Origin of the sequence: Streptomyces sp. NPDC006140 (genome assembly GCF_040628815.1) — a bacterium.
Classification (GTDB): Bacteria; Actinomycetota; Actinomycetes; order Streptomycetales; family Streptomycetaceae; genus Streptomyces.
In genome coordinates this window covers 241678-253817 of the sequence record NZ_JBEXTS010000007.1, presented here as the reverse complement: position 1 = coordinate 253817, position 12140 = coordinate 241678, and the positions used below count along the sequence as shown (strand labels likewise).

The 12140-nt window shown below is 74.1% G+C and carries 10 protein-coding genes; 5 read left to right on the top strand and 5 right to left on the bottom strand.

The genetic code is table 11. The features are described 5' to 3' along the window. Nucleotides 1-9 precede the first annotated feature (9 nt). Nucleotides 10-987 carry an aminoglycoside phosphotransferase family protein gene (locus ABZ386_RS20400; protein WP_358965447.1) on the bottom strand — a complete coding sequence of 326 codons (978 nt, stop codon included), beginning with the start codon at nucleotides 985-987 and terminating at the stop codon, nucleotides 10-12. A 30-nt stretch (nucleotides 988-1017) separates the two neighbouring features. Continuing rightward, nucleotides 1018-4194, bottom strand: a complete 3177-nt coding sequence (locus ABZ386_RS20395) for a cytochrome P450 (RefSeq protein WP_358965445.1) — start codon at nucleotides 4192-4194, stop codon at nucleotides 1018-1020. A gap of 151 nt (nucleotides 4195-4345) precedes the next feature. Here ABZ386_RS20395 and ABZ386_RS20390 point away from each other — a divergent pair, with 151 nt between their 5' ends. After that, a complete protein-coding gene (locus ABZ386_RS20390) occupies nucleotides 4346-4993 on the top strand; it encodes a PAS domain S-box protein (RefSeq protein ID WP_351335718.1) in 648 nt (215 codons plus the stop codon). On the opposite strand, the gene ABZ386_RS20385 is transcribed toward ABZ386_RS20390, so the two are convergent. Beyond that, nucleotides 4933-5847 (bottom strand): DUF3626 domain-containing protein, encoded by a 915-nt coding sequence (locus ABZ386_RS20385; protein WP_356504159.1) that lies wholly within the window; start codon nucleotides 5845-5847, stop codon nucleotides 4933-4935. The two genes, ABZ386_RS20390 and ABZ386_RS20385, sit on opposite strands and share 61 nt — an antisense overlap. Before the next feature lie 90 nt (nucleotides 5848-5937). On the opposite strand from ABZ386_RS20385, the gene ABZ386_RS20380 reads away from it, so the two are divergent. The 3 genes from ABZ386_RS20380 to ABZ386_RS20370 all read left to right on the top strand — a co-directional run bounded on the left by ABZ386_RS20380 (nucleotide 5938) and on the right by ABZ386_RS20370 (nucleotide 9094). Further along, nucleotides 5938-6432, top strand: coding sequence for an FBP domain-containing protein (locus ABZ386_RS20380; RefSeq protein ID WP_358839444.1), 495 nt, complete (start codon nucleotides 5938-5940; stop codon nucleotides 6430-6432). 85 nt (nucleotides 6433-6517) lie between these two features. Further along, complete coding sequence (locus tag ABZ386_RS20375; protein ID WP_351335725.1) at nucleotides 6518-7771, top strand: FUSC family protein; 1254 nt, start codon at nucleotides 6518-6520, stop codon at nucleotides 7769-7771. Between the two features lie 135 nt (nucleotides 7772-7906). Continuing rightward, nucleotides 7907-9094 carry a lactonase family protein gene (locus ABZ386_RS20370; protein WP_358965443.1) on the top strand — a complete coding sequence of 396 codons (1188 nt, stop codon included), beginning with the start codon at nucleotides 7907-7909 and terminating at the stop codon, nucleotides 9092-9094. On the opposite strand, the gene ABZ386_RS20365 is transcribed toward ABZ386_RS20370, so the two are convergent. Then, entirely contained in the window at nucleotides 9062-9790 is a 729-nt protein-coding gene (locus tag ABZ386_RS20365; RefSeq protein ID WP_358965441.1) for a DUF2470 domain-containing protein, read from the bottom strand. The genes ABZ386_RS20370 and ABZ386_RS20365 overlap by 33 nt on opposite strands. Nucleotides 9791-9875: 85 nt before the next feature. Then, nucleotides 9876-10484, bottom strand: coding sequence for a TetR/AcrR family transcriptional regulator (locus ABZ386_RS20360; RefSeq protein WP_358965439.1), 609 nt, complete (start codon nucleotides 10482-10484; stop codon nucleotides 9876-9878). A gap of 118 nt (nucleotides 10485-10602) precedes the next feature. On the opposite strand from ABZ386_RS20360, the gene ABZ386_RS20355 reads away from it, so the two are divergent. Further along, nucleotides 10603-12099: a cytochrome P450 gene (locus tag ABZ386_RS20355; protein WP_358965437.1), complete on the top strand. Its 1497-nt coding sequence runs from the start codon at nucleotides 10603-10605 to the stop codon at nucleotides 12097-12099. Nucleotides 12100-12140: the final 41 nt, after the last annotated feature.

Here is a 12140-nt window from a genome sequence, read left to right as displayed (position 1 = left end):
GTCGGTGAGCTAATGCCCGGGGTCCGCCACGAGGGCCTCGATCTCGTCCAGGGCGGCGACGAGTTCCGGGGCGACCGTCTCCTGAAGCCAGCGCTCCCGTTCGGGGCCGTACTCGCGCGGAACCGTCTCGGTGATCATGATCAGGTCGAGGTAGGCGCGGTACAGGGCGAGGCGGAGCCGGGCCGGGGTGTCGAACTCCGCCCGGCCGCCGGCCTCCCGGTAGCCCGCCAGGAACGCCTCGTCCCGCCTGATGTCCCCGAGCAGCGCCAGGGAGATGAAGTCGGCCAGGGGGTCGCCCCAGAACATGCGCTCGCCGTCGATGAGGCCGCCGATGCGGGCGCCGCCGTCCGAGCGGTCGACGAGGATGTTGCCCTGCCACAGGTCGAAGTGCACGAGGCAGGGCACGGTGACCTCGTCGAGGGCGCCGTACGCGGACTCGGCGGTACGCGCGACCGCGTCGGCGGGACGGGGCAGCCGGGCCCCGTAGCGGCGGGCGTCGTCGAGGACGGCGTCGAACATCGTCCGGAACGCGGTCCGCCAGTCGGGGGCGAGCGGGCCGAGGGCGCCGGAGGGGTAGCCGTAGCCGGGGCCCCTCACGCGGTGGAGCCGGGCCACCTGGCCGCCCAGCTCCCGGCGCAGCGCGGTCGTCTCCCGCTCCGTGAGCGAGTCGTCCCAGGCGTCGCCCGGGCAGGCCGTCATCAGCAGGAAGTCGTCGCCCAGGGACACCAGCTGCGGCGCGCGGACCCCCACGCCGGCGGCCGAGCGGTAGAACTCGGCCTCCGACACGAGCAGCCGGCGCTCGTGCCGCAGGCCGGGGACGGCCGCGGCGGGCGGGATCTTCAGCACGTAGCGGCTGCCGTCGGTGAGGCGGAGTTCCTCGACGGTGTTGTACGTGCCGCCGGCCAGCGGGGCGAGGTGGGCGAGGCCGCCGGGGTCCAGGCCCGCCTCCTCGAGAATGCGCCGGGCCCGTTCCCAGGAGTCCACCACCGTGCGCCCACCCCTCCCCTTCGTTCTCGGTCAGCCGGCCGCGTACACGTCCTCGACGTACCGCCCGTCCGCGATCAGCCCGTCGAGCCACTGCTCGGCGGCCCGCTCGTCGGCGTCCGGCGTGTGCTTGCGGTACAGCGTACGGAACGCCTCCCGCACCCCGGGGGCCATTCGGGAACCGTCACCGCACACGTACACCCGCGCTCCGGCGTCCAGCAGTGCCCGGACCTCCTCGGCCTCGGCGGCGATGCGGTGCTGCACGAACCGCACCTCGCCCTCGGGGGCCGCGCTGAAGGCGGGGCGCAGGGAGACCGCCCCGGCCCTCTCGGCGGCGCGCAGCTCTTCCGCGTGCAGGAAGTCCGCGTCGGGGGCGTCGCAGCCGAAGTAGCAGAGGGCGGGGGCGAGTGCGGCGCCCTTCGCGAGGGCCGCCGTACGGTCGGCGATCGCGCCGCGGAACGGGGCGAGGCCGGTGCCCGCCGCGACCATGACGACCGGTGCGGAGCCCTCGGCGGCCTCCATGCGGAAGGCTTCCCGGCAGGGCTGCACGCGCGCGTACACCGTGTCGCCGGGCCGGAGCGTGGCGAGGTGGCCGGAGCCGGTGCCCCGGTAGACGCCCCGGCCCGAGCGGGCGGGCGCCTGGAGCAGGGAGACCATCAGGTCCACGTGGCCGGGGTCGACGGCGGGCGAGGAGGAGATGGAATAGTGGCGCGGGCGCAGGGGGGTGAGGAGGTCGAGGAGCCGCGGCCAGTCCAGGGCGCCGCGCAGCGCCGGGTGGTCCTCCAGGATCTCCACGAGGGTGCGCGGGTCGTCGGTGAGGGCGGCCAGGGCCGCGCGCTCCGGCGGGCAGGGGTTGGCGGCGGCGAGCGCGGCCAGTTGCCCGGCGCTCGGACGCTCCTGCAACTCGACGTGGTGGCTGAGGAGCTGGCGTACCGTCACGGGCCGGTCGACGGCGATGCCGTCGCGGCGCGGGCGGGTGGCGCGGATGTCCAGGACCGTGTCGAGGTCGGCGCCGAGCGCGGCGGCGGCGCGGGCGACGAGGTCCGGGGCGTTGGCGGGCAGCACGGTGAGGTGGTCGGCCGTGCGGTAGGTGACGCCCTCCGGCAGCGCCACGCGGAGGAACCGCTTGCGGCGCGGGTGGCCGGGCGCGGTGAGGTCGTGGGCCTCGGTGACCCGCATGGGGACGAGGTCGTGCCGTTCGGCGAGGGCGTCCAGCGGCCCGCCGGTGAGGGTGCGGACCTCGTAGGCGGCCGTGGGCTCGCCGGCGTCCGGCGCGGTGGCGTCCGGGTCGCCGTACCGCTCCAGGAGGGCGGTGCGCAGGGCGGCCGTGAACACGCGGACGGTGCCGGTGAGGTCGCCGGAGGCGTCGGCGGCGGCACGCTCCAGCAGGCGGGTCGCGCCGGACGCGGCGAGCCGGTCGTCGATCCGGGTGGGGACGTGCTGGTAGGTGGCGGCCCAGTTGCGGTCGCCGACGCCGAGGACGGCGTAGGTCACGCCGGACAGGTCATGGTCCTCCTCCAGCCGGGCGGCGAAGGCGGTGGCGTCGTCGGTGGGGCGGCCGTTGTAGGAGGCGGCCGTGATGACCACGGGCCGGTCGGTGGGCAGGCCGTCGGCGTAGGCGTCCAGGGGTGCCACCTGCGTGTCGCAGCCGAGCGCGGCGGCCTCGTCGGCGAGCTGGGCGGCGAAGTCGCGGCAGGTGCCGTAGTTGCTGCCGTGCAGGAAGAGGGCGGCGGTGCCGGGGCGGACGCGGGCGGGCAGGCCCTGGGGTTCGGCCGACCGGGACTGCTGGGCCGGGGCGGCGCCGGGCAGCGGCGGGTGGACGCGGTCGGCGGAGGTGCGCGGGGCGAGGGTGAGGGTGAAGCCCTCGGGCTTGAGGGTGAGGGCCTCCTTGACCGTGAGCCGGTAGTCGGCGTGGTCGCGCAGCCGGTAGCGGTGGACGAGCATGGCCAGCAGCATGGTCGCCTCGTGCAGCGCGAACTGCCGTCCGATGCAGGCGCGTTCGCCGGTGCCGAACGGCTTGAAGGCGTGCACCGGGCGCTCGGCCTCCGCCTCGGGCGTGAAGCGCGCGGGGTCGAACAGCTCGGGGTTGTCCCCCCAGACGGGCTGCCGGTGCAGCATCGGCGTGAGGACGAGGGCGGACTGGCCGGCGCGCAGCGGGACGCGGCCGCCGAGCAGCGTGTCCTCGCGGGCCTGCCGGGCGAACACGGCCGCCGTGGGCCACAGCCGGAGCGCCTCGTTGAGGACCTGGCGGGTGTAGGTCAGCTTGCCGACCTCGTCGTAGGTCGGCTCGGGGTCGGCCTGGTCGCCCCACAGTTCGTCGGCCTCGCGCTGCACCAGCCGGAGCGCGGTGGGGTGCTTGGCGAGGTAGTACAGCGCGAAGGACATGGCGCCGGACGTGGTCTCGTGGCCGGCGATCAGGAAGGTGATGACCTGGTTGCGGATGTTGGCGGCGTCGAGGGTGGTGCCGTCGGCCGGGTGTTCGGCGGTGAGCATCAGGCCGAGGAGGTCGTCGGCCTGGCTCTGGTCGGTGCCGGTGCGGGCGGCGATGACGTCGTCGACGACCTGGGCGAGGTAGGCGGCGTCGTCGCGGAAGGCCGCGTCCGCCGCCGAGTAGTCCCGGCCCGGGACGCGGGCGAGGCGGGTCATGCTCCACTCCAGGCAGCGGACCATCGACTCGACGAAGGGGTGCGGCTCGGGCCGTTCGAAGGACCCGAAGTCGTAGCCGAATCCGGCGAGTCCGATGGTGTCGAGCGTCATGCGGGTCATGTCGCCGGGCACGTCGACGGGCCGTCCGGCGCGGGCGTCGCGGTCCCAGGACGCGATGAGCCGGCGGGCCACCTTCAGCATCACGGGGTGGTAGGTCCGCATCGAGCCGAGCGCGAAGGCGGGCATGAGGATGTCGTGCGCCTTGGCCCAGTTGGGCTCGTCGTTGTACGCGGTGAACAGGCCGTCGGCGGCGAACTCGCGGACGTTCTCCAGACCGGGCCCGATGTGCTTGGCGAACCGCTGCTCGTCCGCGAGGTCGGCCACGAGGTCCAGGTCGCCCACGAACAGGGTGTCCCGCCCGTACAGCCGCCGCACGAAGACGGGCCCGTGCTCGCGCATCAGGTCCATGGCCTGCTGGACGGGCGCACCGCCGGGTCCGGTGGCGGAGATGTCGGCGACGGGAACGCCGGGGAGGGAGAGGGGAGTCTGTCCGGTGGGGGGCATGACGCGGCAACTGCCTTTCGCGGTACGGAAGTACTGCTTCCAGAGTGATCCACGGGCCCCGGCGGGCAGTGTCGCCGCCCTACATGATTGTGTAGTGCAAGCAGACGCGTCGCTCTTGCGCGGGAGCGGCCCGGCGTGGCAGGAGAGACCCGTGGAGCTGGCCCGGCTGGAGGCCGTGATGTGGCGCAACCGCGCGCTGCTCCTCTTCGACCGGATCGCGATGCCGGTCGCGGTGTGCGATGTGTACGGGGCGGTGCTGCTGGCCAATCCGGCGATGGCCGCGGAGTGCGGTACGACGCCGGGGCGGCTGCGCGGCCGGGACGTGCTGGAGCTGTTCAGCCCGCGGGAGGCGACGCAGGTGGAGCGGATCGCCGAGGCGCTGCGGCTGCGGCACCGCTCGCGCTACCAGGTGTCGGTGCGCTGGCGGGCACCCGGCGGCGCCGAGCGGTACGGGGAGCTGACGGCGGACCCGGTGAGCGACACGGTGGAGGACACGCCGGCGCTGCTGGTGATGCTGCGGGTGGAGGGCGAACGCGAGCGGCCCCGTGCGGACCCGTCCGCCGGGCACCCCCGGGTCACCCCGGTGGAGGCCCGCATCCTCGCCCTCCTGGCCGGTGGCGCCACCACGGCCCGGGCGGCCCGTGAGACCGGCCTCACCACCGACGGCGTGACCTACCACCTGCGCCGCCTGTCCTCCCGCTGGAACGCCGCCAACCGCACGGAACTGGTGGCCCGCGCCTACGCGCTGGGGGTGCTCACGCCCGGTGTGTGGCCGCCGGAGGCCTCCGTCCCGGAGTAGGCCGTGCCCGCGCCCTCCGGGGCGCCGAAGCGGGCGAGGGTGTGCCAGACCATCTTGAGGTCCTGCAGCTCGTACCGGCCGGTCCGGGCGGCGTCGCCGATGGCCCGGGGGTCGACGAGGCCGTCCCGGGCGATCCTGGCCCCGAGTTCGGCGTACTCCTGTCCGCGGTAGTCGCCGTGGCGGCGCAGCGCGGCCACCGTGAGCCGGTAGCCGGGGTGCCACTCGAGGGGGCAGGGCAGCCGCCGGGCCGCTGCCTCGACGGGTGTGCCGCGGTAGCAGGCGTCGAGCACGAGGGCTTCCACGTCGCGGGCGAGGTCGACGCCGCCGTGCACCTGCGCCTCGATGTAGTCGTTGAGGGCATCCTGCTCGTCCGCCTCGGCCAGTGCGATCAGGGACATGCCGGCCGCGACGCCGAAGTGGGCCGGCTCTGCGGCGCTGTCGGGATAGCAGAACGTGGCGCGGTCCAGGGTCGCGGCGCGCAGCCGGAAGTGCGAGGAGCCGAACCGGGGTGCCGCGCCGACGACCTGCCGGCGGAAGTTCAGGGCGCCGTACACGGGCCGCTCGTGCCCGGCCGCGGCGTCGTAGGCGCCGCCGAAGATCCTGCTCTCCCAGCGCCACCGGTCGCCTCCGGGGTGGGCGGTGAGGCCGCCGTTGCTCGTGCCGGTGACGAACTGCGAGTGGTATCTGCCGTCCTGCGCCAGCGCCGCGAGGACGGGCCGGCCGCGCGCGGTCCGGTCCGGGTGGAAGTTCAGCGTGATGCGCAGGCGCGCGTCGACGGCGGGCCCCGCCGAGCGGGCCGCGACATGACGCAGCGCCGCCCGGGCACACGAACCGACAACCCCGCGGAAATCCATTGGCTCCCCCTCGCCGCCGATGTCTACCCTGGCCCGGACACAGAAACCTAGGACCCCTAGGTTACGGCGACGACGACCAGGAGCCCTCCCATGAGATCACTCACCGAGCAGGACATCCGCAACTCATTTGTCAACTGCTCCAAGGGAGAGGCCAAGCGCCTGGCCGTGCCCCGGGACCTCGCCGAGCGCCCGTGGGACGATCTCGACTTCCTCGGGTGGCGGGATCCGGGAGCACCTGACCGGAGTTATCTCGTGACCGAGCGCGGGGGGCGGCTCGTCGGGGTGGCGATGCGGTTCCAGGCGGCGCAGCGCGGGTTCCTGCACCGCAGCATGTGCTCGCTGTGCCTGACGACGCACCCGCGGGGCGGGGTCTCATTGATGACCGCGCGGAAGGCGGGGACGGCCGGACGGGAGGGGAACTCCGTCGGCGTGTACATGTGCACCGACCTCGCCTGCTCGCTGTACGTGCGCGGGAAGAAGGTGCCGGAGACCGGCGCCCGTTTCGAGGAGAGCCTCACGCTGGAGGAGCAGATCGACCGGACCACGGGCCACCTGGCCGCCTTCCTCGACAAGCTGTACGCCTGACCGCCCTCGGTCGCCCGCGGTATCCGACGGCACTAACGTCCTTCATGGATGCGTTCGATGCCAGGGGAAGGGGAACAGCCCCAGGATGCAAGAGGTACGTGAGTGGACGGCGCGGGTCACCAGGATCCTGGACAAGCGCCGTGATCCCGTCGTCGTCCAGACGCTGCGGTCCGCGTTCGCGGCGACGATCGCCTACGTCATCGCGCTCCGGCTGAGCCCCGAGAAACTGCCCCTCACCGCTCCCCTGACGGCCCTGCTGGTCGTCCAGGTGACGCTGTACGCCACCCTCACCAACGGCTTCCGGCGGGTGAACGCGGTGGTGACCGGTGTCCTTGTCGCCATCGCGTTCAGCCTGCTGGTGGGCCTGACCTGGTGGAGCCTGGCGCTCCTGCTCATCGCCTCGCTGGCGGTGGGGCGGCTGGTGCGGGTCGAGGAGTACGTGCCCGAGGTCGCGATCAGCGCGATGCTGGTCCTCGGGGTCACCACCGTCGGGGACACCGCCTGGGCGCGGGTGGTGGAGACGCTGATCGGCGCGGTCGTCGGGCTCGGCTGCAATCTGCTGCTGGCTCCCCCGGTGTGGGTGGAGGAGGCGGGCGAGTCGATCGAGGGCCTGGCACGTCGGCTGCGACAGCTGATGATCCGCATGGGCGAGGAGGCCGCCGGCGCACCGCCCGTGGACCGCACGGCGGAGCGGCTGCACGAGGCGCGCCGCCTGGACCACGACATCGTCGAGGTGGACGCCGCCCTCAGACAGGCCGAGGACAGCCTGCGGCTCAACCCGCGCGTCCGGGAGGGCCTGCTGCACCGGGTGGTGCTGCGCACCGGCCTGGACACGCTGGAGATCTGCACGGTCGTGCTGCGGGTGCTGGCCCGTTCCCTCACCGACCTGGCGAAGGAACGCGAGCCGGAGCCGCTGTTCGAGACCGAGACGGGCGCGGCGCTGGAGCAGCTGCTGTCCGAGATCGCCGACGCCGTGGTGAGTTTCGCGGTGCTGGTCACCACCCATCTCAGCGCCAGCGCCGAGTCGGCGGAGGAACGTCTCGCCGCGGAACTGCGCACCGCGGCGGGCACCCGCGACAAGCTGGCCCTGCTGCTGCGTGAGGAAGCCGAGCGCGACCCCGGGCACTGGCAGCTTCCGGGCGCCGTCCTGACGGAGGTGAACCGGATCCTCGACGAACTCGACACCGAGCACCGCACGCGCCGCCTGCTGGAGGAACTGGACCGGGTGTCGCGGGAGCAGCGCGTGCGCATGCCACGGCTGACGCGGATGCGTGAGCGCCTGGGCGTTCAGGAGCAGCTGTGGCGGAACCGGACCGGGGTCGGCGGACGTTCCCGCTGAGGGAGGGGACGGATCCCGGCCGACCCCGCGTCCTGTTGCGCCGGACGCAACGCAAAGTGCCTTTGTTGCACCCGACGGGTGATCCACGCCAAGGTGGCTGTCGCGACGGGGACGAGTGACGACCTGAGGGGCGACATGGACAGCACTGGCTGGAGCAGGCGCCGGTTCGTCGGCGTGCTGGCGGGAGGGTCCGCCGCGGCGGCGCTGCCGGCCTGCGACAAGGCGCCCGAGCCCGCCGCCTCCCCCGCGCCCGAGGCGAGTGCGAGCCCGTCCCGCGAGGCCCGGCGCCCCTCCGGCCCGCGCCCCCTCTACCTCGGCACGTACACGTCGGCCGAGGGCGGCGGCAAGGGCATCGGGCTGGCCGAGTACGACCCGGCGACGGGCCGCATCACCGGCACGGGCACGCTCACCGGCGTCGGCGACCCGTCGTACCTCGCGATCCACCCGGACCGCCGGACGCTGTACGCGGTGGACGAGCGCGAGGACGGCGCCGTGACCGCCGTGCGGCTGTCCGACCGGAAGGTCCTGGGCAGCCGGAGCACCGGCGGCGCCGCACCCTGCCATCTGTCGGTGCATCCGGGCGGGCGTTGGCTGTTCAGCGCGAACTACGGCTCGGGCAGCGTGGCCGTGCATCCGATCGACGCCTCGGGAGCCCTCGGCGAGCGCGCCGACCTCGTCACGCACTCCAGTCCGCCGCCCGGCCCCGGCCAGGAGGGCCCGCACGCCCACCAGATCATCACGAGCCCCGACGGGGGTCATGTGCTGGCCGTCGACCTGGGGACCGACACCGTCTACACGTACCGGCTCGACGAGAAGGCCGGCAGGCTCACCGAGGTCACTCGGGCGCGAACCCGGCCGGGCGCCGGCCCGCGCCACCTCACCTTCCACCCCGGCGGCCGGTACGCCTACCTCGCCGACGAGGTCGACAACACGGTGGCGGTCTGCTCGTACGACCCCGCCTCCGGCCGCGTGCGGGTCGGCGAGGCGCAGTCCACGGGCACGGGTCCGGGCACCAGCTACCCGGCGCAGATCCTCGTCACCCCGAACGGCCGGTACGCCTATCTCGCCAACCGCGGCGACAACAGCCTCACGCGCTACGCGATCGAGGCGGACGGCGCCCGGCTCAGGCTGCTGGACACGGTGCCGGTGGACGGGGACTTCCCGCGCCAGATCGCCCTCTCGCCGGAGGGCACGCTGCTGTTCGCGGCGAACCAGAAGTCCTCGACCGTCACCGTCTTCCACGTGGACGGGACGAGCGGAGCCCTGCGACGGGCCGGCGAACCGTTCTCGTCACCGGTCGCCGTCTGTGCGCTGCCGCTGTAGCGCCCGGGGGCAGGACGCGGCGCTCGCCTGGCCGAGCAGGACGTGCATGCGCTCGGTGAGCTGCGCGACGTCGTCGGCGGGCCGGTGGAACGCCAGGCGTACGTCGCCGTGGGCGCGGGCGCGTTCGATGCGCAGGGTGAGGCCGTGCCGGTCGACGGCGAGCGGCTGGACCCGGACCGCGCCGTGCAGGCTGTCGGAGTCGACCAGGCGGGTGAGCCGCTCGACGGCGTCGGCGTGGCAGTCGGCGAGATGGGTCACCAGCCTGGCCTCGGCCGTGGTGAGCGGGTCGGGCGCGGCGGCGGCGAAGTCGTCCAGGTCCACGACGACGGCGCCGGACGGCTGCCGCAGCACCACGCGCGTGGGCGTGAAGGCGAGCCGGCCCTCCTCGACGGCGAACCAGCCCGCGAGCCAGAGCCGGGCGCGGATCCGGCTGCGGAGCGGGACGGGCGCCACGTCGGCGAACTCCAGCACCGCGGACGGCTCGCCCCGGGGCGCGCAGATCGCGGCCGCGAGCAGGGCGCTGTCCTCGGGCACGTCCACGAGCACCCGGCCGTCCTCGGCCACCGTGTGCGCGCCGACCAGCTCCTCCCGCGCGCCCTCCGCGGTCACCGAGCAGGACCACGCGGCGGCGAGCACCGAGCGCGCCCGTTCCGCCGCGGCAGGGGCCGCCGTCCAGCTGTGGCTGTCGTCACCCATCCCAGACCTCCTTAGGTAAGCCTCACCTAACCTATCGAAGATCGGGGTGTGCGCCAACCTCCACACGTGATCTTTGCGAGACCTTTCAGGGAGTGAGAACGCCCAGCAGGGCGCGCGCGCACAGCTCGCGCACCTGATCCCGGCTCAACTCCGTGCCCCGCAGCCACTCCAGGCAGACGGCCGTGGTGAACGCCAGCCAGCCGCGCACGGCGAGCCGCACCTCGGGCCGCTCCTCGAAGGCCGGACCGAACTCGGGGTCCGCGGCCAGCGCCGCGAGGATCTGCCGCTCCTGCGCGGCCAGGGCCCGCTGGTACACCCGGCGCACCGCCTGGTCCCCGGCCGCGTCGGCGCGGTGGAAGGCCCGGTAGCCGTGCGCGTGCTCCCGGACGTACCCCAGGAACGTGTCGAGACCGTCCGCGAGCTGCTCGCGCACCGGGACGCCCGGAACCGCCGCCGTCATGCGCAGCATCCGCTCGCTCTCGCGCTCGACCACCGCCGCGAAGAAGTCCCGCTTGGTCGGGAAGTAGTGGTACAGCAGCCCGCGCGACACCCCGGCGATCTCGGCGACCTGCTCGATCCACACATCGTCGTACGGCCTCTCGGAGAACAGCCGCGCCCCGACCGCCAGCAGTTGCTCGCGGCGCTCCTGGGTGCTGAGCCGGCGGCGGGTGCGCCCGGCCTGGTTCGCGGCCATACCCGCACTTTACTTGACGCCGGTTCAACAACGGGACCAGACTGAAGCGCGCTATTGAACCGACGTACAACACACGGGCGACACGTGCGAACCCGCCGCTGGATCAAGGGAGATCGCGATGACCCAGGCGCCGACACGGGACGGGGTGCCCAAGGGCTTCCGGAGTGCCGAGCTGGGCTGGCCGAAGCTGGACCGCATTCCGCATCCGCCGCACCGGATCCCGCTGCTCGGTGACGTGGTGGGCGTGAACCGGCGCACGCCGCTGCAGGACTCGCTCCGGTACGCCCGGCAACTCGGGCCGGTCTTCCGGCGGAAGGCCTTCGGCAAGGAGTTCGTCTTCGTCTGGGGTGCCCGGCACGCGGCCGACCTCGCGGACGAGTCGCGGTTCGCCAAGCACGTGGGGCTCGGCATCGCCAATCTGCGCCCCGTGGCCGGGGACGGCCTGTTCACGGCGTACAACCACGAGCCGAACTGGCAGCTGGCGCACGACGTGCTCGCCCCCGGGTTCAGCCGGGAGGCCATGGCGGGTTACCACCCGATGATGCTGGCCGTCGCACGACAGCTGACGGAGCACTGGGACCGGGCGGCCGCGGCGGGCCGGGCGGTGGACGTGCCGGGCGACATGACCAAGCTGACGCTGGAGACGATCGCGCGGACCGGTTTCGGGCACGACTTCGGCTCGTTCGAACGCTCCCGGCCGCACCCGTTCGTGACCGCGATGGTCGGCACGCTGACCTACGCGCAGCGGCTCAACACCGTGCCGTTCCCGCTGGCCCCGCTGCTGCTGCGCGGCGCGAGCCGGCGCAACGCGGCCGACATCGCCTACCTCAACCGCACGGTCGACGAGCTGGTCCGGGCCCGGCGCGCCGGGGGCGGCGGGGACGGGGACCTGCTCGACCGGATGCTGGAGACGGCCCACCCCGAGACCGGGGAGCGGCTGGAGCTCCGGAACGTCCGCCGTCAGGTCATCACGTTCCTCGTCGCCGGCCACGAGACGACGTCCGGCGCGCTCTCCTTCGCACTGCACTACCTCTCCCGGCACCCCGAGGTCGCGGCCCGGGCGCGTGCCGAGGTGGACCAGGTGTGGGGCGACACGGCGGAACCGGCCTACGAGCAGGTGGCCAGACTGCGCTACGTGCGCCGGGTGCTGGACGAGTCGCTGCGGCTGTGGCCCACCGCGCCCGCCTTCGCCCGGGAGGCCCGGGAGGACACCGTGCTGGCCGGAGAGCACCCGATGCGGCGCGGGGCGTGGGCGCTGGTGCTGACGCCGATGCTGCACCGGGACCCCGAGGTGTGGGGCGCGGACGCCGAGCGGTTCGACCCGGACCGCTTCGAGGCGCGGGCCGTACGGTCCCGGGCCCCGCACACCTTCAAGCCGTTCGGGACGGGGGCGCGGGCGTGCATCGGGCGCCAGTTCGCGCTGCACGAGGCGACGCTGGTGCTCGGCCTGCTGCTGCGCCGCTACGAGCTGCGGCCCGAGCCGGACTACCGGCTGCGCGTGACGGAGCGGCTGACGCTGATGCCGGAGGGGCTGCGGCTCCACCCGGAACACCGGACGCCGGTGCCCGCACCGGCCCCGGAGCCGCGCTGCCCCGTACCCGGGGCGGATGCCTGACTTGGGAACGGGCCGGCCTCAGAGCCGCACGCCGTCCAGAA

Coding starts and splice junctions, on each gene's coding strand:
- ABZ386_RS20365 (WP_358965441.1), bottom strand. CDS start 9,790: ATGGGTGACGACAGCCACAGCTGGACGGCGGCCCCTGCCGCGGCGGAA.
- ABZ386_RS20380 (WP_358839444.1), top strand. CDS start 5,938: ATGAGATCACTCACCGAGCAGGACATCCGCAACTCATTTGTCAACTGC.
- ABZ386_RS20355 (WP_358965437.1), top strand. CDS start 10,603: ATGACCCAGGCGCCGACACGGGACGGGGTGCCCAAGGGCTTCCGGAGT.
- ABZ386_RS20370 (WP_358965443.1), top strand. CDS start 7,907: ATGGACAGCACTGGCTGGAGCAGGCGCCGGTTCGTCGGCGTGCTGGCG.
- ABZ386_RS20375 (WP_351335725.1), top strand. CDS start 6,518: ATGCAAGAGGTACGTGAGTGGACGGCGCGGGTCACCAGGATCCTGGAC.
- ABZ386_RS20360 (WP_358965439.1), bottom strand. CDS start 10,484: ATGGCCGCGAACCAGGCCGGGCGCACCCGCCGCCGGCTCAGCACCCAG.
- ABZ386_RS20395 (WP_358965445.1), bottom strand. CDS start 4,194: ATGCCCCCCACCGGACAGACTCCCCTCTCCCTCCCCGGCGTTCCCGTC.
- ABZ386_RS20385 (WP_356504159.1), bottom strand. CDS start 5,847: ATGGATTTCCGCGGGGTTGTCGGTTCGTGTGCCCGGGCGGCGCTGCGT.